We start from the raw sequence: 23,720 nt of genomic DNA, 5'->3' as shown, positions 1-23,720 counted from the left end.
AGAGTTTTATTTATCAATGAAAAAAATTAGCAGACTCAGTATATGCATTGCTGCCAGCTTATTTATCGGTGGCTGTGCGACGTCACATGATGACAGTTACAGTGTTAGTTCTTCCCGGATTGCCAGCGGCGATAATTACAGCAGCTCCGACAACAATGAGGCAGAGCAGAACGAAGATCCGGCTGCCGCTAAGGCCAGTGGCTATCAGGCGCTGAAAAGCCTTGATGTTGAGCAGCGCACGCTTAGCAGCCAGCAAGACGCCGCGTTGCGATTGTCTGACAGCAATAAAATTAGTTTTGCGGCGGATAAAATGCCGACAGAGCAGTTTATTCATGCGGTTATGGGCGACATGCTAAAGCTGAATTATGTTATTACTGACGGCATCAGCACATTAAGTCAGCCGCAGAGTCTGCATTTGCAACAGCCTGTTTCCAGCAGGGAGTTATTTCTGTTAACGGCGCAATTATTAGATAGCAGTAACATCGCGATTTCATTGCGCGAAGACACCTATTTTATTCACCCGAAAACCCAGAATAATGCTTCAACGGTGTTAGGTATTGGCCGCGCCTACCAGGATGTACCGCAGGTTGTTGGGCAGATTATGCAAATTGTACCAATAAAGTATGGTATTAATATCAGCCTGGAAAGAACGCTACGCGAGCTAATCAACGCCAAAATCACCCCTGATTTTGAAAAAAACATGCTGTTTATTACTGCCGAACGAAATGAAATATTGCGTGCGCTGGATTTAATTCAGCTATTGGATATGCCAGCTAACCGTGGCCGTAATGTTGGTATTTTGCGTTTGACTTATCTGTCAGCGGAAGAGTTTATTGAGCAGGTGAATCGCTTGTTGGCCTCAGAGGGTATACCCGCTGACACCGGCCCAAACCCGAAAACTAACATTTCGATGGTGCCACTGGATCAGATTGGTGCCGTGGCATTATTTGCCAGTGAGCCTTTTTATCTGGACAGAGTAAATTACTGGGCAAAACAGCTTGATAAACCCAGCGAAGGCGCCCAGAAACGCTACTATATATTCCATCCCCGTTTTGCCAGGGCCAGTGATCTGGGCGCTTCTATTGCACCACTTATAGGCCAGACTGTATCTTCTGGTAACCGTCAAGGTAATCAGAGCCGTGATACCGCCAGTGCATTTGATGGCGCCACTGATACCGGCTCACGCAATCAGCAGCAGGGTATGGGCACAGCTGGACGTCAGGCATCGGTAACGGTAAGTAATGAAAATATGACCATGACGGTGGATGAGCGCTCAAATACCATCATTTTTTATACGTCGGGCATTCAGTATCAAACTCTGCTGCCGATGATCCGCCGGTTAGACATTATGCCTAAACAAATTCTGCTGGAAGCGACCATCGCCGAGGTAACCCTGACCGATGAATTGTCAATGGGGCTGGAGTTTGCTATTCAGAATGGTAATTTTGGCTATGGCACCAAGGGTGCTTTTGGCGTACAGGAATTCGGCGGTTTAAGTTTATCGTATCTGGATGTTGGCAAAGAGTTTCTGGCGAACTTACGGGCTTCGAAAACCAACGTCAATGTGTTATCAAACCCCAGCCTGGTGGTGCGTGACGGCGTTAGTGCCAATATTAATGTCGGCACAGATGTGCCTACAGTGGGCAGCACTTCGGTGAACCCGGGCACTGAAACCGAAACCACCACAGTAGAGTACCGGAAAACCGGGGTCAGAATGACAGTAACCCCGACCATTAATGCTCAGGGATTAGTGGTACTGCAAATTGATCAAAGCATTTCAAACACTACTGATGGTGGCACGCTCGCGGGCAGCCCGGCAATTTTTGAACGTAGTCTGAAAACCGAAGTGCTGGCGCAAAGTGGCCAAACCATAATGCTGGGTGGCTTGATTTCAGAAAACACAAATAAATCAACCAGTAAGGTGCCTTTTTTTGGTGACTTGCCTGGCATAGGCGCCTTATTTCGCAGTCAGAAAGACAGTGTAACCAAAACCGAACTGGTTATCCTGATTACCCCCCGGGTAATAGATCAACCAGAGCATTGGCAGCAAATTCGCCATAAACTGGATACCGGACTGCAAAACCTGAAAATTATCGAGTGAAAATTAAGTTGTAAAAACAACTTAACGTAAAATAACTAAAAGTTTTGCGTTGACAAACGCTGTTTCGGTTATAGAATGCTAGGAAGAATTTGGGTCGACCCACTTTCTTACTAAAACAAGAAACAAAGGCACGACGCCGATGTGTTTCAATTTCATGAAATTGGAGATAGTTCTAATGAAGACTACTTTTAAAAAGACGTTACTGGCCGTTGCAGTTGCTGGTTTCTCTGTAAATGCAGTAGCTGCAGTCAACATCGTTGACGACAGCACTGCAGTTGCGTTCTCAACTGAGCGCTTATCAAACACCGCAACTACAGTAACTATTCCACGTGAAAACCTGGAAGTAACTTTAGGCGCTGAATACGCTGTTGGCGATATCATCACCTTTACTTTCTCTAACGATGCTATCGCAGCTTCTCAGTTCAAAAGCACTATCACTACTTCAGATACTCTGAATGCTGATGGTACTCCGGCTGCTAACGTTGCTGGTTCGCCAGTTACTTTAGGTCTGTTAAGCTCAACTGCTACCTCTGTTACTTACCGTGTAACTGAAGTATCAACAGCGACTACTACTGTTGGTCAGAAGTTCACTATCGCTGCTGGTGCAACTTTCGCTGCTAATGCTGCTAAGTTACAATCTGGAAGCGGCTTAACCGTTACTTATGCAGCGCAAACTTCTAGTGGCGTAACTATTGATGCTGGCACCAAGTCATCATTCAAATTAGTTTACACTGCTTCTGAGTTCTCTACTGCTGTAACTACACTTGATGCTATTATCGATGTGAACGACAGCCGTTTAAGCTTCACTGGTGCTACTTTCCAGGATGCTTTAGGTGTAACTGTTTCTCAGAACCCTACCTTTGATCCAGATGGCACTGGCCCTATGGCTCCTGTTGCCTTCCTGGCTCCGGTAACTTACGTTTCTTCTAAGTACGTAGTTAACGGTGATTTCTCTTGGGTTACTGATACCAGCTCTACTACTGCTGGCGTTCAGGCTCCTGCTTCTGCTGTTGCGATCACTGGTTGTACCGGTGCAACTGATGGCGCTACTGGTGTTACGTTCACTGCTACCAGCATGACCTTCACCTGTACTGATGCCCCTGCTACTGCAGTAACTGCTACCTTCGACGTTCGTCAGGGTGGTGCTAAGGCCCCTGCAGCTCTGAATGCAAGTACTTACACTGTAACCAATACCATCAATTACAACACTGGTACTGCTCAGACTCTGGAAATTGGTCCTAAATCTGCTGGTGCCTGGACTCTGAACGGTTCACAGGTTCGCGTACCTTATATGGTAGTTGGCGGTGGTCGTTTCGGTATTATTGCTAACGTAACCAACCACGGCTCTAAGTCTGGTAACATCACGTTAGACGTATTTGCTGAAGACGGTACTACAATCGCTTCTAACTATGCTGCTGGTACTTCAGCACCAGGTTCAGTAACTTCAGTTGCTGGTGCCTTAAATGCTGCGTTATCTGCTGCTGGTGTAAGCACTACTTCTCCGGTTAAGTTCTCTTTCCAGATTACTACTAACGTACCAGAGAACGATGTAATCGTTTACGCTGCATACACTGATAACACTACTTCAGAGCGTGCAATCGTTAACAACGATTCTAAAGTACAAACTAAGTAATTTTTCTTAGTATTAAAAAAGCGGGCTTTAGCCCGCTTTTTTTTTGATAAATTTCTTAAAAAAACAAATTAATCTGTTTTTTTTTGCAGCATTCTTCTTTGTTCCGGCGTATACTACAAGAGCTATACAGCTAAAACCGAATTCATTGAAATGAAACACTTTTAAGCCCAATACCTATTGGGCTTTTTTTTGCGTGACGATTTAAAAACTTTTTAGTGAACGTTACCGTGTTAGTTTATGCCGAGCTTGCTGGTTTGTTGTTATCCGTTCAGGTCAATAATACTGACTGTTCCGATTGGCAGCCAAGCCTGACGGATTGTTAATATAATTTTTTCATTTTTGATGAAGACAACAAGTGGGCCTGATTAAAAAACTTTTTTATGCCCGTGCTGCTGCTATGCTGGGCGATAAGCTGATAAAGCTAGCCGCTGGAGCCGTGCTTACCGTATTCGTTGCCCGTATGCTGGGTGCCAGTGAGCTGGGTGTATACTCTATTGTAATGGCATGGAGCGCATTTTTAGTTCCCATTTCCAGCCTTGGCCTGAATAATATTGTTGTGCGGCAGATGGTAAAGCACGACAACGGCCATACAGCTATGACAATGCTCTACAGCGCAGTGACCTTGCGCCTGGTGTTGGGGCTGATTGCTGGCAGCCTGATGCTGCTGGCGTTTTTTTTACTGTACCCTGATATGTTTAGCGGTAACACTGCTGTTGCCATCGCAGTATTGTTCTTGCTGCAGGCATTTATCGGCTTTTTGTTGTTTGAGTTTTATCTTAATTTTCAAGGCACGTTTCGCAGTACTGCGTACGCCAAAGCGGTTATCTCTCTTTTAAGCTTCGCTATTAAACTGGTGCTGCTTTATTATGGTTTTGGTATCGCCAGCTTGTTACTGCTGACTGGTATTGAATTTTTTGTTGTGGGTATGGCGCAGTACTGGCTTTACCTTCGTAAGCAACAGCCTTTTAAAGACGGTGAGCCGTGCTGGCCGCGTTATCATCCACGCTGGTTTGACTGGCAGCAGGCAAGGTTATTGCTGAAGCGTTCGTCCTGGTTATGGCTATCGGGCATAGTGTCGGTAATTTATCTGAAAATAGATATTGTTATGCTGGGGGCTATGGCCGGCACTGAGCAGGCCGGTATTTATGCTGCTGCCAGCCGTTTGTCGGAGCTATGGTATGTATTTCCAGCGACATTTGCTGCCAGGTATTATCCAGATATGATTAAAGCGCATCAGCAGGGCTGGACACCCTATTACCTTAAACTTCGCCGTTATGCCGTACTGTTTTTTGGTTGTGCGTTAGTTATCGCCTTAATTATGTCGGTCACCGCCCCCTGGATTATCAACCTACTGTTTGGAGATAGCTTTGCCGCTGCTGTGCTGGTGCTGCGTATTCATATCTGGGCTGGCTGTTTTGTGTTTGTTCGTTATCTGATAAGCCAGCATTTACTGATCACCGAGCAGGAGCCGCTGTCGTTGCTTAGCCACGGTATAGGAGCGCTACTGAATATTGGGCTGAATTTATGGTTAATTCCTGTTATGGGTATTGCGGGGGCAGCCTGGGCAACGCTGATTTCCTATGCTTACGCATCGTTCTTTTTCTTGTTTTTTGCCCGCAGTACCCGAAACCAACTTATTTGTGTGCTGCAAGCCGGTGTCATTAATAACCGCAGGTAGAATTCTGTTGTATTGGCTGAAATGGTCGTTAATATGTTATTTTGCGCGCTATCAGTAACTTCAGAGCAAACATATTATGAAAACCTGGCTTGTAAATTGTTTGCCGGTAGTGTGGCGTAAGAAAATCAGACAATACCTGACAGAAATCCAACTTTTTTGTATCCGGTTATTTTCGACTAACGGCTTTCTGGCATCAATTTACTATACCTTTTTCAGTAACCAATTCCGGCGGGAGCATAAGGCCGTGCTGCAGGGCCGGCTGGCATACGCTAAGTCACTCACTCAAATTGGCAAAAGCAGCGCGCTGCTCCGGCGTAATATTCACCGCTTAGAAAAAGGCCTTATAATGCAGCCGCGCCGGGAGGTGTTCGCAGAAGCCTATATTGGTGAAACGGTAGATTGCTATCTTGCTGCGGTTAAAAGCCAGCAGTTATGTGCTGAAGAACTGAAATGGGCTACTGACGTACTGACTGATTATTTTAAAGTGGCCGGCTCGACCATTGAAATCGAAAATGCCCGTCGCTTATTTGGCGAAAGCAGCAACGCAGCTGTTACTAATAGCGCAGCTGTAACCAACAGCATTCCCTATCCTCATAACACGTTGCCTGACTGTCCGGTTGATTATCAACAGCTGTTAACGCTATTTCAGCGACGGCGATCAGTGCGTTGGTATCAGCCGAAACCTGTGCCAGAAAGTTTGATTCAACAGGCCATTGCCGCCGCTAAACTGGCGCCTTCTGCATGCAACAGGCAGCCCTTTCAATTTTATGTGATTAACGAAGCTGATAAAGCCGCTGATATAGCAAAATGCGCCATGGGTACCGTTGGTTTTGCTGAAAACTTTCAGTGTATTATCGCTATTGTTGGTGATTTAAGTGCCTATCCGGCAGAGCGTGACCGCCATGTTATTTATATTGATGGAGCTCTGGCGGCAATGCAACTGATGCTGGCTTTTGAAACGCTGGGGTTGTCGACCTGCCCCATTAACTGGCCTGATATTGAAGCGCGTGAAAAAATGCTGACTCAAAAGCTGGGTTTAGCCTATTACCAGCGCACAGTAATGTTAATGGCAGTTGGATACGCTCAGCCTGAGGGGGGGATTGCCTTTTCTCAGAAAAAAAACAATTCAATTTTGGTTAAAGATGTCGTATGAAATATATAGAAATAAGAGGCGTCCAGTTCGTTAATAAAGGCGCAGAGCTTATGCTGCATGCAGTTCTGCAGCAAATTAAGCAGCAGTATCCCGCTGCTATACCCGTGTTGTCACCTAATATTAATTCGCCTTATTTATCCCGGGCTGCTGTTGGTGCCCTGCAGCTGCTGCCTTTAAGAAAAGGCCCTCTGGATTTAACAGTGTTGAGTTATTGGCTGCCTGGGCGCATACGACGTTGGTTAATCAATAACTTAGGGATTATTACCGAGGCAGATGTTGACCTTGTGCTTGATGCATCTGGTTTTGCCTATGGCGATCAGTGGGGCAGTGGCAATATAAAAGCACTGACAAAAATGCTTAACCGCTTCGCAAAACACGGTAAGCATGTTGTATTACTGCCACAGGCGATGGGGCCATTCAGCCGTGAGCAGGACATTAGGCGTTTAAAGAGTGCGTTGCCGCAAGCCAGCCTGATTTGTGCCCGCGAACAAACCAGTTTTCAGCATGTACGTAAGCTTATCGGCGATGCGCCGAATCTGAAGCAGTTTCCTGATTTTACCAATCTGGTCACCGGTATAGTGCCCGAGAACTACAGCGATGGTCAGCAAAAGGTACTGATCATTCCAAACAGTAATATGATTAGCAGTCGCAACCAGCATGCTGACTGGCAGCAGAATTACCTGCGGGTATTAACCGATGCGGTACAAATAGTGCGTGAAATGGGCTTGGAGCCTGTTTTATTAAATCACGAAGGCAAAGGTGATGAAGCTATCTGTAACCAGATAATTCAGCAAGCCGGTGATGATATTACTATCCTGAATGAAGCCGACCCGCTTAAAGTAAAAGGTATTATCGGTGCCAGTAAAGCAGTAATCTGTTCACGTTTCCACGGTTGTGTCAGTGCCTTATCACAGGGAGTACCGTGCATGGGAACGAGCTGGAGTCATAAATATGAGCGTTTATTTGAAGACTATTTACAACCATATGCGCTGATTTCTGCTGAAGCAACAGCCAATGACATTGAATCGTTGTTAATGCGGCTAATTGATGAGAAAGATGATAAAAAGCTGCAATTGCAGCGACAATACTGGAAGCAGCAAACTGAAGCGCTTTGGTTGCGGGTCTGGCAAACCGTAATAAAGGCTATGCCGGCTTAATTATCAGCTCGCGTTGCCTGGCTATATCATATACCAAACAATTACTTGAACCCCCACTAAGCTCAGCGGTATATTTGCGCCGCTGCAGCCGTCTACACCGCTGCTTTTATTTGCCACTGCCGGTGGTTTATCGTTAGCTGATATCTGGTACTGCAATGACTATTTCTGTAAGCTATGGCAACGAATCAACAGGAGTGATTTATGCAAACGCCTTTGCAAAACCCTATGCATAACTCTGTGCAAAATTCTTCACAAAATAAGGGAATGACCCACCTTAAAGCACTGGAAAATGAGTCTATTCAGATTTTCCGCGAAGTAGCAGCCGAGTTTGATAACCCGGTTATGCTGTACTCGGTTGGTAAAGATTCATCTGTACTGCTTCATCTGGCCCGCAAGGCTTTTTATCCGGGTAAAATTCCGTTTCCGTTACTACATGTTGATACCACCTGGAAGTTTAAGGAAATGATCGCCTTTCGCGATAGCATTCCTAAAAAGTATGATCTGGAACTGCTGGTGCATATTAACCCGGAAGGGCTGGCGATGAATGTTGGCCCGTTCAGCCATGGTAGCGCCAAACATACCGATATAATGAAAACCCAGAGCCTGAAACAGGCATTGGATAAATATAAGTTTGATGCCGCCTTTGGTGGCGCCCGCCGTGATGAAGAAAAGTCACGGGCGAAAGAACGGGTGTATTCATTCCGGGATAAACACCATCGCTGGGACCCGAAAAACCAGCGGCCGGAGCTGTGGAATATCTTTAACGGTCGGGTAGATAAAGGTGAGAGTATCCGGGTATTTCCACTTTCAAACTGGACAGAGCTGGATATCTGGCAATATATCTATTTAGAAAATATCGATATTCCCGATTTATACTTTGCCAAAGAACGGCCGGTGGTTGAACGCGATGGCACCCTGATTATGGTAGATGATGAGCGGATGCCATTAAAAGAAGGTGAAACGCCGATGTTGAAGCAGGTGCGGTTCCGTACTCTGGGCTGCTACCCGTTAACCGGTGCAGTCGAATCAACTGCTGCTACTTTGCCTGAGATTATTCAGGAAATGCTGCTGACTAAAACGTCAGAGCGGCAGGGCCGGGTAATTGACCACGATAGCAGTGGCTCGATGGAAAAGAAAAAGATGGAGGGGTACTTCTAGTACCGGAGAATAACATGAGCCACGCTTCAGCCTTAATTGAACAAGATATATTAGCTTACTTAAACCAACACGAGAATAAACAGCTGCTGCGCTTTATTACCTGCGGCAGTGTTGACGATGGTAAAAGCACCCTGATTGGTCGCCTGTTGCACGACAGCAAAATGATCTTTGAAGATCAACTGGCGGCGATTACTGAAGACAGTAAAAAGTCGGGCACCCAGGGCAATAAAGTGGATCTGGCACTGCTGGTCGATGGCCTGCAGTCAGAGCGCGAGCAGGGCATTACCATTGATGTCGCCTACCGGTATTTTTCAACCGACAAGCGTAAATTTATTATTGCCGATACGCCGGGCCATGAGCAATACACCCGCAATATGGCCACCGGCGCCTCTACCTGCGATGTGGCTATTATTCTGGTTGATGCCCGCAAAGGCGTGCAAACTCAAACCCGGCGTCACAGTTTTATCTGCAGTTTGCTGGGTATTAAGCACGTTATTGTGGCCATTAATAAAATGGATTTGGTGGACTATTCACAAGCGCGCTATAAAGAAATTCAGGAAGAGTATTTAACTCTGGCAGGCTCACTGGATATACCGGATATCCGTTTTGTGCCGATTTCGGCACTGGAAGGCGACAACGTGGTTAACCCCAGCGAAAAGCTGAGCTGGTTCCGCGGTTCTACGTTAATGCAGTATCTGGAAACCATGGAAATCAGTGCCTCGGCCGACAGCCCTGAATTTCGCTTTCCGGTGCAGCTGGTCAGCCGGCCTAACTCTGACTTTCGTGGTTTTGCCGGTACCATTGCTGCCGGCAGTGTGGCGGTGGGCGATACCATCAGGGTATTACCGGCCGGCACCATTTCGACGGTGAAATCGATAGTTACCTTTGATGGTGAGCTTAACGAGGCGCATGCGCCGCAGGCGGTGACGTTAACGCTTAACGATGAGATTGATATTAGTCGCGGCAATATGCTGGTGAAAAAAGATGTGCTGGCGCATGTGTCATCAAGGCTGCGTGCCAAGTTAATCTGGATGCATGAGCAGCCAATGAAAACCGAGCGCGACTACTACTTTAAGTTTGCCTGCAAACTGGTTAGCGGCGAAGTGGCCAAGTTGCATCACCGGATAGATGTTAATACTCTGGAAGAGCGTGATGCCCAAAACCTGGGGTTAAATGAAATTGGCCTGGTTGATATTAACCTGACCGAAGCGGTGGCATTTGACGCTTACTTAAAAAATAAGCAAACCGGCGCTTTTATAGTTATTGACCGCTTAACTAACCTGACGGTGGCAGCCGGTATGGTGGACGCGGCACTGGCAGTACAACCTGAACCTCAGGCAGAGCAGGAAATAACCGGTTTAAGCAGTTTTGAGCTGGAGTTTATTCAGCTGCTGCGTAAGCATTTTCCGGAAATGTCGCAAAAAGGCCGTAAATGAGCCTGACGGCCATTGCGCTGGTAGTCATGTTAGTGCTGCTGGTGGCAGCACTTATCCGCTATTCAGCATATTCGACCGGCATTTTTGCCGCTATGTTGCTGGCGTTGCTGACGCTGGGCTTTATTGATACCGGGGTATTGCTGCGCAATGCGGCAAACCCCGGCCTGGCCACGCTGGTACTGCTGGTACTTATTTCGTTTTCGCTGGAGAAAACCAGTCTCCTAAGGCGCTTATCCCGTTTTTTATTTACCCGCTCGGTGCCGGGCTCTATCTGGCGCACAATCGGTTTTTCGGCACTGGCTTCATCGGTATTAAATAACACTGCCGTGGTGGCAGCAATGCTTAATGCCGTACGGGCCAATAAAAAAGTGGCCCCCACCAAATTGCTTATTCCGTTGTCTTACGCCGCCATTATGGGCGGTACCCTGACTTTAATTGGTACCTCAACTAATCTGATTGTAAATTCCATGCTGGTAGAAGCCGGCGAACTGGGCTTTGCCTTTTTCGATTTTACCCTGATAGGTTTGGGCGTGCTGGCCGGAGGTAGTCTGGTGCTGTTTATTATGAGCTATTTACTGCCCGATGAGAAAAACCAGGACGTTGAGATAACCGAATACTTGCTGGAAGCCAAACTTAATGTTGATTCACCGTTAATTGGCCAGAGTGTCGAGCAGGCCGGTTTGCGCCATTTAGATGAATTGTTTTTAACCGAAATTATTCGGGAGCGCGAAGTGATCCGCCCTGTGGCACGCTATGATGTATTAAAAGCCGGTGATAAGCTGATTTTTACCGGCAATGTGCATAAGGTGAACGTGCTGAAACAGTTTGCCGGTATCAGTTTATTTGCTGATGAAAATGGCCTGGCCACCCAGAACCTGACTGAAGTGATTATTAAAGAAGAGTCAGTATTAAAAGGCAAGACCCTGAAAAGCACCGGCTTTCGGGCCCGGTTTGATGCCGCCGTGGTGGCTGTAAGGCGCGAAGGTGAGCGGGTGAATGGCAAATTAGGCGAAATTGAATTAAAAGCCGGTGATTTTTTATTGCTGGCAACCGGCCCTGATTTTGCCAGCCGGCATAATATCAGTAAAAACTTTTACTTGTTATCCGGTATCGAACCCGAGCATATGTTAAGCGGTTGGCGCGAGCGCTTAACCTGGTGGGGCTTTGTGGCGATGATTGCCGGTACCGTGCTGACAGGCACATCATTGCTGCTGGCTGCGATATATTTACTGGCAGCGCTGCTGTTTACCGGTTGCCTGACGATTAATGAAATTAAACGGCGCTTTCCGGTTGAGATATGGCTGATTGTAACCAGCGCGCTTTGTATCGCCAGTGCCATGACCCATACCGGCCTGGCGCAGGATATCAGCGACTTTGCCGGTAGCGCCTTAGCAGGCCAGGCACCAATGGTGACCTTTATTGGTATTTTCTTGCTGACTTATTTACTTACTGAAGTGATAACCAACAATGCCGCCGCAGCATTAATGTTTCCGGTGGCTTACAGCCTGGCCAAAGGTATGGGCGTGGATATAATGCCAATGGTAATGGGCGTGGCGTTTGCTGCATCGGCCAGTTTTGTTACACCCTATGGTTATCAGACAAACCTGATGGTATTTAACGCCAGCAGCTATAAACTTAAGCACTTTTTAATGGTGGGGGGGCCGGTTGCCCTGACCTATGTGGTACTAAGCGTGTTGCTGATACCGCTAGTGTTTCCATTTTAATACTGTTTCCATATTTAATAATATTTGCAATCCTGACTGATAATTAGAGACAGTTACAATGACAAAAAATATCGTCTGGCATAATGCCGCAGTAACGCATAAAGAGCGGCAGGGCCGCAATGGCCATAAGCCTTGTTTATTGTGGTATACCGGTTTGTCAGGCTCGGGTAAGTCGACTATTGCCAATGCGGTAGACCGGCTGTTATTTGATTTGGGCTGTCATACCTATCTGCTGGACGGTGACAATATCCGGCACGGCCTGAATAACGATCTAGCTTTTGACGATGCATCGCGGGTTGAAAATATCCGCCGCATAACTGAAGTAAGCCGCTTAATGCTGGATGCCGGCTTAATCGTCGGTACTGCCTTTATTTCGCCCTTTATTGCCGACCGCGCTCAGGCTAAAGCCCTGGCAGGAGAGGCCTTTATTGAAGTTTTTGTTGATACGCCACTTGCTATATGCGAACAACGTGACCCTAAAGGCCTGTATAAAAAGGCCCGCGCGGGTGATATAGCCAATTTTACCGGTATCAGCTCACCTTATGAGGCGCCCGCCTCACCAGACATTCACCTGCAAACTGCTGATCTGACAATAGAGCAGGCGGCCAGACAGGTTGTCAATTTTTTAACTCAGCACAAAGTAATTTAGCATAATGCTTTAAACCTACGCTGAGCCACTCCGTTCTGATTAAGCATCAGTTCAGGCCAGTGCTGTAAAACACCTAAATTATAAGCATGGCAAAGGCTGGCGAGATGTTGGTCGCATAATTCGTTTCCTGTAATTTGTAAAAATGGTATTATTGTCGGCTAATTTAATTCGGTACATGTAGAATTCGCAGCCACTGCCAGGCTTAGGGTGTGGTGGCTTATAGGAATAAGGACATTGATAACAATGTTAAAAATCGCTGTTGCCGGCACCGGCTATGTAGGTCTTTCTAATGCGATGCTGCTGGCGCAGCATAATGTGGTAACGGCTATTGATATTGTGCCTGAAAAAGTGGCATTGCTTAATGCTAAAAAATCGCCAATTGAAGATAAAGAAATCTCGGATTTTCTGGCCAATAAACAACTGCAATTTACGGCTACCCTAGATAAACAACAGGCCTATGCCGATGCTGATTTTGTGATAATAGCTACGCCTACTGATTATGATCCCGAGACAAATTATTTTAATACCAAAAGTGTAGAAGCAGTTATTGCCGATGTGATGGCGATAAACCCTGCAGCGGTTATGGTAATAAAATCAACAGTACCGGTGGGTTATACTGCAAGTGCCCGCAGTAAGTTTGCAGGGGCGAACCTGATTTTTTCACCGGAGTTTTTGCGCGAGGGCCGGGCGTTATTTGATAACCTGCATCCAAGCCGGATCATTGTTGGTGAGCGCAGCGAGCGGGCCGCACAATTTGCCGGATTGTTACTGCAGGGTGCGGTAAAACAGAATATACCGGTGCTGTTTACTGACAGTACTGAAGCGGAAGCCATAAAGTTATTTTCTAATACTTATCTGGCAATGCGGGTAGCTTATTTTAATGAACTAGACAGTTATGCTGAAAGCCATGGTTTAGATAGCCGGCAGATTATTGAGGGGGTAGGGCTGGATCCCCGGATTGGCAATCACTACAACAACCCTAGTTTTGGCTACGGTGGTTATTGTTTACCGAAAGATACCAAACAATTACTGGCCAATTATAAAGATGTGCCAAATAACATGATTCAGGCAGTGGTTGAAGCAAATCGTACCCGGAAGGACTTTATTGCAGAAGCTATTTTAAAACGCAAACCTGAAGTTGTAGGCGTATACCGACTGGTTATGAAAGCCGGGTCGGATAATTTCCGGGCATCGGCAATTCAAGGCATTATGAAGCGGATTAAAGCCAAAGGAATTGAAGTGGTGGTGTATGAACCAGAATTAAAAGCTTCAGAGTTTTACCACAGCCGGGTAATACAAGATTTAACAGAATTTAAAAAGATTTCTGATGTAATTGTTGCTAACCGGCATAGTGAAGCATTGGCTGATGTGCTTGAAAAAGTTTATACCCGGGATTTATTTGGAAGTGACTGAATAGTGTTTAGTTGTTAGTGGTGAGTTGTGAATCCAAAACTCAACATTCATAACATACAACTCAGCATCCAATACTTACGTTTGGAGTGTTAATGAAAGTAACTAAAGCGGTAATACCTGTAGCTGGGCTGGGCACCAGAATGCTGCCTGCTACTAAGGCAATACCGAAAGAAATGTTACCGGTGGTTGATAAGCCGCTTATCCAGTATGTTGTGCAGGAGTGTATAGATGCCGGCATTAAAGAAATTGTGCTGGTAACTCATTCCTCCAAAAACAGTATAGAAAATCACTTTGATAAAAGCTTTGAACTTGAATCAATGCTGGAAAAACGGGTAAAACGTCAGCTGCTTGATGAAGTACAAGGCATATGCCCGAAAGATGTAACAATTATGCATGTGCGGCAGGGCGAGGCAAAAGGCCTTGGCCATGCTGTGCTGTGTGCCAGGCCATTGATAGGTGATGTACCCTTTGCCGTTTTGCTGCCAGATGTGTTGATTGACAGCTATGAAAGTGACTTAAGCCGGGATAATCTGGCGCAAATGAATAAGTTGTTTGCAGCGACAAATGTCAGTCAGGTAATGGTCGAGCCGGTGCCAATGCAAAGTGTCAGTAGCTATGGTGTCGCTGATGTCGAAGGGCACACCATGGAGGCGGGTGAGTCTATTAATATGACGGCAATTGTTGAAAAACCTTCCAGGGAAGACGCGCCGTCAAATCTGGCAGTAGTGGGCAGGTATGTGTTTACGCCTGATATCTGGCAGGCACTACGTTATACACCGACCGGTGCAGGTGACGAAATTCAATTGACCGATGCAATTGCCATCATGATGAAGTCCCAGCCTGTAAACGCTTATCATATTATTGGGCGTAGCCACGACTGCGGCAATAAATTGGGGTATATGCAGGCGTTTGTTGAATATGGTATGCGGGATGGCAGCCTTGGTTCTGAGTTCAAAAGCTGGTTGCGACAAATTGTGTTGGATGGTGAAGAGCCCATTTGTTGATGATAAACCGCCTGTAACAAAAAGAGATTTGCTGCTAATGTTATATTCAATTTTAATTATTTACGGTGGGGTAATTGCAGTGCCGCCTTTGGTTGGGAGTGTAAAATGCTAGCATGGTTACTTGCGCTACCTCGCTCTGTAAAACGACTGATTTCTGTTTGTGTCGATATTTGTTTCCTGGTTCTGGCTTTAGTAGCTGCATTTTTTCTTACCCAGAATGGCAGTGTAAGCAGTGTTGCTGATATAGCTCTGTCATTTGCCGTCGCCCTGCCGGTGACCTTATTTATTTTTATTAAGCTTGGCCTGTATCGGGCGGTAATTCGTTATATTGGCCAGCACGCCTTAGGCGCAGTACTTACCGGTATCGTCTCCAGTGCTTTTGTGCTGGCGCTGGCTTTCGCAGTGCTGGGGGTTGAAGATAAAGGCAATCTGATATTTGTCTATGCGATGCTTGCTTTGGTTAGTTCTGGTGGGGTAAGGCTGCTTGCCAGAATGTTTTTGGTTCAGCGTAATAATAATCATAAAACCAGGGTGCTTATCTACGGTGCCGGTTCTTCTGGACGTCAGTTAGCACATGCCTTGTTAAATGGCGAGCAATTTCATCCGGTGATGTTTATCGATGATGATACAACGTTGCAGCGTTCGACTATTCTCGGTATCCCGGTTGGCTCACCATCTCAGATTACTGCTTTAATAAAAAGTAAAAATATCAGCAGGGTTTTACTGGCATTGCCATCTGCCAGCCGGGCACGGCGGCGTGAGGTGCTTGATGCATTAGACGAGTTGCCAATTCCGGTGCAGTCGATCCCTGGTATGAGCGATTTGGTTGATGGCACAATGCGGATTGATGAGCTGCAGGATGTGAAGATAGAAGATTTACTTGGTCGGGACTCTGTTGCACCAAAAAGCAAATTAATGAACGCTGACATTAAAGACAAAGTGGTGATGGTCACCGGAGCCGGCGGTTCTATTGGCTCTGAGCTTTGCCGGCAGATAATCCGCTATGAGCCTAAAATGCTGGTGTTATTTGAGTTATCTGAGTTTGCTTTGTATAACATTGAGCAGGAGCTGACGTCGCTGATAAGTCGTGATGAGCTGGAGGTAGAGCTGGTTCCTGTTATGGGTACTGTGCAGCGGCAAAACCGGCTGGAAACGGTTATGCGTACGTTTTCAGTGAATACTGTATACCACGCTGCGGCATACAAACACGTGCCTTTAGTTGAATACAACGTGGTGGAAGGGGTACGTAACAATGTTTTTGGCACCTGGTATACGGCAGAAGCGGCGATTAAGGCCAATGTTGATACTTTTGTGCTGATTTCAACTGATAAAGCGGTACGGCCAACCAACGTGATGGGAGCGTCTAAGCGGTTGGCTGAACTGGTGTTACAGGCATTAGCTGAACATCAGAATACAACCCGGTTTTGTATGGTACGCTTTGGCAATGTGCTCGGTTCCAGTGGCTCTGTAGTGCCGCTGTTTCGTGAGCAAATTCGTAAGGGTGGCCCGTTAACGGTAACCCATAAAGATATTATCCGCTACTTTATGACGATACCGGAAGCTGCGCAGCTGGTTATTCAGGCCGGTGCCATGGGCAAAGGTGGTGATGTTTTTGTGCTGGATATGGGCGAACCGGTAAAAATAGCAGATTTAGCAAGGCGGATGATTCACCTGATGGGCCTGGAGGTGAAAGATGACATCCACCCCAATGGTGATATTGAAATTCAGTATAGTGGCCTGCGCCCGGGTGAGAAGCTGTATGAGGAACTGCTAATTGGTAAAAATGTCCGGCAAACCGATCACAGCCGGATTATGGCGGCTGACGAAGTATTTTTAAGCTGGCCGGAAATGGCGCATCTACTGGCAAGGCTTGATCAGGCGTGTGAGGAGTTTGCAGTAGAGCAGATTATTGAGTTAATCAGAAGTGCACCTACTGAGTTTAACTATAGTTGCGCGACCAGTGATTTAGTTGTCAGAGCTGCTTGTGATGTGGCAAATGCCAGTCAGATTGCTGCAGTAGCTCTTGATAATGTAGCCTCTACTAACAAGGCTTCGCGCTTAGTTCGTAAGCAAATTGCTTAATGTATTTTTTTGGTGATTTCGGTTGAGTATCGTCAGGCTTTAGTTTAAGCTGCTGCCATATCGGAATTTTATTTTGTTAATTGAGGGACTGACTATGAAAAAATTAGTTGTTGCCGCTGCTGTGGCCTTGGCGTTTAATGCCACTGCAGTTGTAGCGCAAGACCAGGCCGGTGGTGCCAACGCAACTGGTAACACCATTGGTGGTGTTGCTGTTGAGACAATCGCTGCTGGTGCTGTTGGAGTGGCCGTTGCCGCTGCTATTATTTCTAATAACAGTGGTACTTCGTTACCAATCCAACCACCACCACCACCACCGCCACCACCACTGAGCTGTGAAGGTGACGATCCATTGGTAGATGGCGAGTGTATTGGTACCACTACTACTGTAACTGTTACCGGCACTGGTACTGGTACTAACACCACCACTATTGCTGTGCCTGTGACGTTTACTTACGCGCCCTCAGCTCAGTAAATAGTAAGTCTGTGAAAAGGCCGCCAGCAGGCGGCTTTTTTATTGCAAATTTTATTGTAATAATGCAGGTAAACAGGCGATTTTATTGATGTTAGTCGGTATGCTTAGCGGAATTTCAAGCAGATGAATTTTTACGTGATACGCAATTTTATTCTAGTACTGAGTGTAATTCTGTTAACGGGCTGTGCCGGTACTTACCGGGCGTATATTGATACCCTAAGTTATGCATTTAGCCCGCAGGTTGGCGCCCAACTAACACTGGATCAAGTTAATGCTGCCAGCTCAGATTTATTGTATCTAAGCCATGGTGAGCGGCCACAGGTTGTGCTGGCGCTGGCTTTTATTGAACAGGGACAGCAGAAGTGGATTTCAGCTGATCAGGTGGTTATGGTTATCGAGCAGGGACGGGTTGTTCGCACTGCTGGCCTGCAAAATGACCTGCTGAATCTGACTAACCGGGGGGCCGATCCGTTAAAGCGGTTGCCGGCAGAGCTATTTCGGGCCGATTGGTTGCGGCTGGCCGATTGGCGGCAGGGCGAATATGGTTATCAAATCCGCTCGGAGTTTAAAGCAGTTGGTCAGCAGGATTTACAATATTTTGGCAAGACCATCAGTACGCTGGTGTATGAAGAGTATCTGGACTATCCAAATCAGGCAAATTTTGTCGGCGCAGAAACAAGCTGGCGTAATACTTATTGGTTTGACAGTGTCAGCGGCATGCTGTTGCAAAGCCAGCAACAATTATCTCCCCAAGCAGAGCCAATGCTAATGACATATATCAGTCGGATTAACCGTGCACTGAAGGAGGGGCGTTTATGATTGCGGCCTGCATGCGTGGTGGATTAGTTTTGTTACTGATAAGCGTTTTGGGATTCAGCATTAAGCTTTGTGCTGCTGAGGCGGTAGTTAGCGTGCAGATAAAAGGCCAGAGCTATCTGTATCAAAAGCCACCGCGGCTGGCGGAGGTGTTACAGCCTGTGGCATTTACAGACGATTGGTTCTGGCCGGCAAGCAGACTGTACCGGCTGGACACGATGAGAGCGGAGCAGTTGCGCGAGCAGATCATTCAACGCCTGGCTGCGTTAAAAGGCAAATGGCAACAGGATAGCCATTATCAGAATACCATCGAGCAGCTCACGTTTCAGCTGCAGCAGTGGCAACTTGCAGAGCGGATAATGATAGCAATCGATTATGATCTTGCCCGCTTAAAGCCAGCAGCTAATCCTCTGTTTGAGCCCGGTCAGTATTTACTGAGCTTAACAGAAAGACCGCCACATATAACGGTGTTTGGCTTAGCCCGGGCTGAGCGGATTACCCACTATGGTAATGCGTCAGTTTCGATCTATGCCGGGCAGCTGCGGCGGTTAGCTGGCAGCAACTATGACTGGTTATTTGTATTGCAACCTGATGGTGAGGTGATAAAAGCAGGAATAGCCAGCTGGAATCAGCAACATCTTGAGTTGATGCCCGGCGCGCAATTATTTGTGCCCTTTGATACCCGTTTTTTTGGTGATGAGTTTGTTGAAATTAATCAGGCAGTAATCGAGCTTGCCAGACACAGGGTGCTTTAATGAAGTGTGTTTTGGATAATCTGTTTCAACGTGCTGCAACCGTGCTACTGGTATTGCTGACCTCGAGTGCAACCGCCAGTACTACATTTCAACAGCAGCCAGCCGGATACTCGCAGGCAGTAAGGGGCGGCACAGGCTTGTTGCAGACGCCGACTGCCAGAATGGCCCCAGCGGGTAATCTGTCAATGAATTACACCGACAATGAAGAGTACCGCTTCTGGTCGGTCAGTATTCAGCTTTACCCGTGGCTGGAGTCTACCGTTCGCTATACCGATGTCAGAACCCGGCTCTATAGTGATTCGCCGGGCTTTAGCGGCGATCAGACGCTTAAAGACAAAGGTATCGATGTTAAATTCCGTTTATTGGAAGAGAGCCGCTACCTGCCTCAGTTGGCAATTGGCTTTAATGATTTTGGCGGCACCGGATTTTTTACCAGTGAATATGTTGCGCTGAGTAAGCGCTGGGGCGATCTCGATTTTCATCTTGGCATGGGCTGGGGCTATTTAGGTACTGCAGGCAACACAGTTAACCCATTCTGTGAGCTTCGAGACAGTTTTTGCAACCGGCCCGGTGGTTTTAGTGGCTTGGGCGGTATGATTGATTACCAACGTTTTTTTAAAGGCCCAGCCTCATTATTTGGCGGATTAGAATACCAGACTCCCTGGCAGCCGCTGAAAATAAAACTTGAGTATGAAGGTAATGATTATTCGCAGGATAGAGCCGGGGCGTTAGTCCAGGACAGCCGTTGGAACATTGGCGCGGTATATAACTGGGGTAATGCAGACTTTAATCTGAGTTATCAACGTGGCAATACAGTAGGTTTTGGGGTTAGTTATGCGTTGAATATGCATGATATCCGCCAGATTAAAATTGAACAGCCGCCACGCCCTGTTAGCGCTGAACCTAATACTTTTGAGTTTGATGAGGTGAACAGGGCAAAGCTGGTTCAGGACTTATTTCATGAAGCTGGTTTCATGGTGCGTCGTTCAAAGATCACTGAGGATGAAATAGTTCTTTTCGGCAATCAGTACGCCTACCGCGATTATGAAGTTGCTAATGAGCGGATGGGACGGATTCTGGCCTCAGTGTTACCTGCATCCATCAAGCGTTACCGGATAGTCAATTTCAGCGGGCAGATACCAATGGTGGAGACAGTAATTGATGCGTCATCGTTTATTGAAAATGCAAGCTATCAGGGGTTTGAGTATGACATACGCTCGACTTATTTGCGCCGCGACCCGGCCGCTGAAACGCTAAGCGATTATAACCCGGGTAAGGTTTCAGGGTTTGGCACCGGTATGGAAACTTTCTGGATCCAGACCTTTGGTAGTCCGGAATCATTCTATATGTATCAGGCCGGAGTAATACTTACTGCTGGCTACAATTTTAATCGTACTACGTCAATGCAGGGGGCTGCTAAAGTTACGCTGTTTGAAAACTTTGATAAATTTAATTTTAAAGTTGATGCCTTTGATACGGCCTTACCTCGTGTGCGGACGTACGTGCGCGAGTATGTAACACGCAATAGGGTGCAGTTGGAAAACCTGTTTGGCCACTGGCAAGATCGGATAGCTCCAAATGTTTATGGTCAAATCTATGGTGGCTATCTGGAAACCATGTTTGGTGGTGTTGGTGGCGAATTGCTCTACCGGCCGGTTGACTCTAATCTGGCATTTGGCTTTGATATCAACTACGTGCAACAGCGCTCATATGAGAATGACTACGACTTTTTTGATTATAAGGTATTGACCGGTCATGCCAATATTTACTGGCAACCGGAGTTTCTGGAAGATACCTTGCTAACCTTTAACGTTGGCCGGTTTCTGGCCAAAGACATCGGTGTAAATATTGATTTTGCCAAGCGCTTTGACAGTGGAATAGTGGTTGGCGCCTATGCTGCCTTTACTGATGCATCATCTTCCGATTATGGTGAAGGCAGTTTTACCAAAGGGTTCTATGTTTCGATACCCTTTGATTTATTCTCGCTAAAACCGGCGATTGGTCGGGGTAAATTACCCTGGATCCCAATTTCCCGTGACGGTGGCCAGGCATTGAACCGGCCAAATCTGCTATATAATTCAACCGAAGCACGGTCACCGTTTCAGGATTAAATAGCTAATGATTTGCGCCTGACCGTAGCGGTTAATGAATACGATATTACCTGCTACGGTGCTTCGCTGGCGCTAACAACCCTATTGCGCCCGGCTGCTTTTGCTTTATACAGCGCTGCGTCGGCCCGGGCCAGCATCTGTGCTGCTGTGGTATGCTTATCGGCTATAACGCTGTAGCAGCCCATACTGGCGGTCAGATTGCTGGCAACATCAGACTGACAATGACGAATATTCAGCTTTTTAATGTGTTGCTGCACCCGAACGGCAACTTCTCTGCAGGCTTTTTCATCGGTTGACGGTAATATCAGCGCAAACTCTTCACCGCCATAACGGGCTGCCACTTCGCCCTGGCGGCGGGCTTCTTTGCTAAGCGCACTGGCGACTTTTTGTAAGGCATCGTCGCCAGCCTGATGGCCATAATGGTCATTAAAGGGTTTAAACAAGTCTATATCCAGCAAAATTAAGCTAAGCGGTGACTCGCTGCGGGCGCTGCGTTGTAATTCTTCCAGCAGCTTTTCATCGAAATGCCGGCGGTTTGCCAGGCCGGTTAGTCCATCCTGATTGGCTTGCTTCTGCAGCTCCTGATTGGCCGCCAGTAGTTCCTGCTGCATTTGCTGCAACGATACCCTGTAATTAACGTTCTGCATGCTGTTAGCTATCATTTCGCCAACCAGCTTAATCCGGCGTAAGTCGTTACTGGTCCAGTTGCGTTGCCGAGCAACCATATCGCAGCCAACAAAGCCAATAAGTTTTTGGCCGGCAAGCATCGCTATACATAGTACAGACCGAATATCTTCGTTATTAAATTCCTGTTGCTCGGCGCTGGCCTCAGCGGGTAACTTGCTGACATCGGCCACAGCAAAAATATGATCCCGCTGAATTTTTTCAAAAAAATACGGTAACGCAGGTTCAGGTATGTGTTGCAGGTTTTCTTTATGTGGCACCACACCTTCGCGTACCCATTCATGAGTATTACTCATTTCACTGAGATCGTCAGTAAACTGAAAAATGTAGCTACGATCCGCGTGGCAGAACTCGCCTAATGCAGCCAGTGCATCTTCAACATGTTGATCCAATGCCTCACTGCTGACATTAATAAGCTCAGTGGAAATCAGTGACATTAATTTATCAAAGGCCAATGCCTCTTCCAGCTCCGCAATATCCGGTGCCGGTTTATCAGGAATGAGGCTACTTGCTGCAGCAGCGCTGCGGCTTTGTTGCGGGCACAGCGTGACGATAATGGTGTTACCTATGCTGAACTGCAGTTTTGTCAGCTGGCTGCGCAGGGTAAAAGAAATGATGGAGCCTTTGATATCAAGTAGTACGTCCTGACATAATTCGGTACCACTTAATGCCAGCAACAATGGATTATTTACCAGGCTTATACGCTGCTGCTGGTTATCCAGCAGACGAATGTCAGACAGCTGTGGCAGGCTTAATGGTTTTTCTGTTTGATTCAGCCCCAGCAGGGTGCGTGCTGTTTCATTGGCAAAAATATCCGCTTTAGCGCTTTCTTTATATAAAAGCGCCACTGGCAGCCGGTCTAGAATGGCCCAAAAATGGGGATAAGCGTCTGAGTTATCAGCCATAAATCACTATATCTGTTTTTTCTAACTATAACGGATTGAGCGTTTAAGGCAACTTTGGCTCAGACATTAAGGCTTTACGGCTGTTGCCAGACCAATTGCTTAAAATGCTGGCGGCACATTGACACATAACTTTCATTGCCACCAATTTGCACCTGGCTGCCAGCTGTAGCAGCATTGCCGTTTGCATCCAGTCGCACCACAAAGTTGGCTTTACGGCCGCAATGACAGATGGTTTTGAGCTCAATTAATTTATCGGCCCAGGCCAGTAAGGCTTCGCTGCCAGCAAAGGTTTCTCCCAGAAAGTCGGTACGCAGACCAAATGCCAGCACCGGAATATGTAAATCATCGACAATATCGGTTAGCTGGCGCACCTGGGCTTTACTGAGAAACTGGGCTTCGTCTATCAGCACGCAGTCGAGCCTGCCTTCTGCTTTAAGCTGCTGCACATGCGAACTAAAATTAAATTCCGGGTCAAAGATATGGGCATCCATTGCCAGGCCAATTCGTGAGCTGACTTTGCCCAGCCCAAAGCGGTTATCCAGTGCGGCAGTATAAATTGCAACGGTCATGCCCCGTTCCTGATAGTTATAAGCGCTTTGCAGTAACGACGTGGATTTGCCGGCATTCATTGCCGAGTAATAGAAATACAGTTGGGCCATTGGCCAGGTTCCTGAGAGTATGTCTGAAAATTGACGGCTAAGAATAACCAAAGCGGTTACCGCTGTAAACGCTGGCAATTGATTGCAGATTGGCTTTAGTTGTTGTTGCAGGCATACTTTGCCAAAGAGC

At 46.8% G+C, this 23,720-nt stretch carries 18 protein-coding genes; 16 read left to right on the top strand and 2 right to left on the bottom strand.

What is annotated here, in order from left to right; all coding sequences use genetic code 11:
- Nucleotides 1-16 precede the first annotated feature (16 nt).
- The 16 genes from KQY15_RS01565 (at nucleotide 17) to KQY15_RS01490 (ending at nucleotide 21,342) form a co-directional block, all read left to right on the top strand.
- Nucleotides 17-2,101, top strand: coding sequence for a secretin GspD/PilQ domain-containing protein (locus tag KQY15_RS01565; RefSeq protein WP_217666633.1), 2,085 nt, complete (start codon nucleotides 17-19; stop codon nucleotides 2,099-2,101).
- Between the two features lie 175 nt (nucleotides 2,102-2,276).
- Entirely contained in the window at nucleotides 2,277-3,734 is a 1,458-nt protein-coding gene (locus KQY15_RS01560; RefSeq protein WP_217666632.1) for a Slr4 family S-layer protein, read from the top strand.
- 355 nt (nucleotides 3,735-4,089) lie between these two features.
- Entirely contained in the window at nucleotides 4,090-5,412 is a 1,323-nt protein-coding gene (locus KQY15_RS01555) for a flippase (RefSeq protein ID WP_308160214.1), read from the top strand.
- Nucleotides 5,413-5,488: 76 nt separating this feature from the next.
- On the top strand, nucleotides 5,489-6,565 hold the full coding sequence (locus tag KQY15_RS01550; protein WP_217666631.1) for a nitroreductase family protein: 1,077 nt from the start codon (nucleotides 5,489-5,491) through the stop codon (nucleotides 6,563-6,565).
- Nucleotides 6,562-7,722 (top strand): polysaccharide pyruvyl transferase family protein, encoded by a 1,161-nt coding sequence (locus tag KQY15_RS01545; RefSeq protein WP_302850287.1) that lies wholly within the window; start codon nucleotides 6,562-6,564, stop codon nucleotides 7,720-7,722. Before KQY15_RS01550 ends, KQY15_RS01545 begins: the two co-directional genes overlap by 4 nt.
- Before the next feature lie 225 nt (nucleotides 7,723-7,947).
- Nucleotides 7,948-8,880: a sulfate adenylyltransferase subunit CysD gene (cysD, locus tag KQY15_RS01540; protein WP_217667632.1), complete on the top strand. Its 933-nt coding sequence runs from the start codon at nucleotides 7,948-7,950 to the stop codon at nucleotides 8,878-8,880.
- 14 nt (nucleotides 8,881-8,894) lie between these two features.
- Nucleotides 8,895-10,316: a sulfate adenylyltransferase subunit CysN gene (cysN, locus tag KQY15_RS01535; RefSeq protein ID WP_217666629.1), complete on the top strand. Its 1,422-nt coding sequence runs from the start codon at nucleotides 8,895-8,897 to the stop codon at nucleotides 10,314-10,316.
- Nucleotides 10,313-12,040, top strand: a complete 1,728-nt coding sequence (locus tag KQY15_RS01530; protein ID WP_217666628.1) for an SLC13 family permease — start codon at nucleotides 10,313-10,315, stop codon at nucleotides 12,038-12,040. The genes cysN and KQY15_RS01530 overlap by 4 nt, the downstream gene beginning before the upstream one ends.
- A gap of 58 nt (nucleotides 12,041-12,098) precedes the next feature.
- On the top strand, nucleotides 12,099-12,689 hold the full coding sequence (cysC, locus tag KQY15_RS01525) for an adenylyl-sulfate kinase (protein ID WP_217666627.1): 591 nt from the start codon (nucleotides 12,099-12,101) through the stop codon (nucleotides 12,687-12,689).
- A 243-nt stretch (nucleotides 12,690-12,932) separates the two neighbouring features.
- Complete coding sequence (locus KQY15_RS01520) at nucleotides 12,933-14,102, top strand: nucleotide sugar dehydrogenase (protein ID WP_217666626.1); 1,170 nt, start codon at nucleotides 12,933-12,935, stop codon at nucleotides 14,100-14,102.
- Between the two features lie 92 nt (nucleotides 14,103-14,194).
- On the top strand, nucleotides 14,195-15,106 hold the full coding sequence (galU, locus tag KQY15_RS01515; RefSeq protein WP_217666625.1) for a UTP--glucose-1-phosphate uridylyltransferase GalU: 912 nt from the start codon (nucleotides 14,195-14,197) through the stop codon (nucleotides 15,104-15,106).
- A 105-nt stretch (nucleotides 15,107-15,211) separates the two neighbouring features.
- Nucleotides 15,212-17,188, top strand: a complete 1,977-nt coding sequence (locus KQY15_RS01510; protein WP_217666624.1) for a polysaccharide biosynthesis protein — start codon at nucleotides 15,212-15,214, stop codon at nucleotides 17,186-17,188.
- 94 nt (nucleotides 17,189-17,282) lie between these two features.
- Complete coding sequence (locus KQY15_RS01505; protein ID WP_217666623.1) at nucleotides 17,283-17,660, top strand: hypothetical protein; 378 nt, start codon at nucleotides 17,283-17,285, stop codon at nucleotides 17,658-17,660.
- 123 nt (nucleotides 17,661-17,783) lie between these two features.
- Nucleotides 17,784-18,479: a YjbF family lipoprotein gene (locus KQY15_RS01500; protein ID WP_217666622.1), complete on the top strand. Its 696-nt coding sequence runs from the start codon at nucleotides 17,784-17,786 to the stop codon at nucleotides 18,477-18,479.
- Complete coding sequence (locus KQY15_RS01495; protein ID WP_217666621.1) at nucleotides 18,476-19,231, top strand: capsule biosynthesis GfcC family protein; 756 nt, start codon at nucleotides 18,476-18,478, stop codon at nucleotides 19,229-19,231. Before KQY15_RS01500 ends, KQY15_RS01495 begins: the two co-directional genes overlap by 4 nt.
- The gene (locus KQY15_RS01490; protein ID WP_217666620.1) at nucleotides 19,231-21,342 is read left to right on the top strand and encodes a YjbH domain-containing protein; all 2,112 of its coding nucleotides are present in this window, start codon (nucleotides 19,231-19,233) and stop codon (nucleotides 21,340-21,342) included. The genes KQY15_RS01495 and KQY15_RS01490 overlap by 1 nt, the downstream gene beginning before the upstream one ends.
- A gap of 53 nt (nucleotides 21,343-21,395) precedes the next feature.
- Here KQY15_RS01490 and KQY15_RS01485 read toward each other — a convergent pair whose 3' ends face one another.
- Both KQY15_RS01485 and KQY15_RS01480 read right to left on the bottom strand, forming a co-directional pair.
- Nucleotides 21,396-22,931: a sensor domain-containing diguanylate cyclase gene (locus KQY15_RS01485; protein WP_217666619.1), complete on the bottom strand. Its 1,536-nt coding sequence runs from the start codon at nucleotides 22,929-22,931 to the stop codon at nucleotides 21,396-21,398.
- A 74-nt stretch (nucleotides 22,932-23,005) separates the two neighbouring features.
- Nucleotides 23,006-23,590, bottom strand: a complete 585-nt coding sequence (locus tag KQY15_RS01480; protein ID WP_217666618.1) for a thymidine kinase — start codon at nucleotides 23,588-23,590, stop codon at nucleotides 23,006-23,008.
- Nucleotides 23,591-23,720: the final 130 nt, after the last annotated feature.

It is taken from the genome of Arsukibacterium indicum (assembly GCF_019100565.1).
GTDB classification, from domain to species: Bacteria; Pseudomonadota; Gammaproteobacteria; order Enterobacterales; family Alteromonadaceae; genus Alishewanella; species Alishewanella indicum.
The sequence above is the reverse complement of the archived record's forward strand: the minus strand, read 5'-3'. Positions and strand labels throughout refer to the sequence as shown.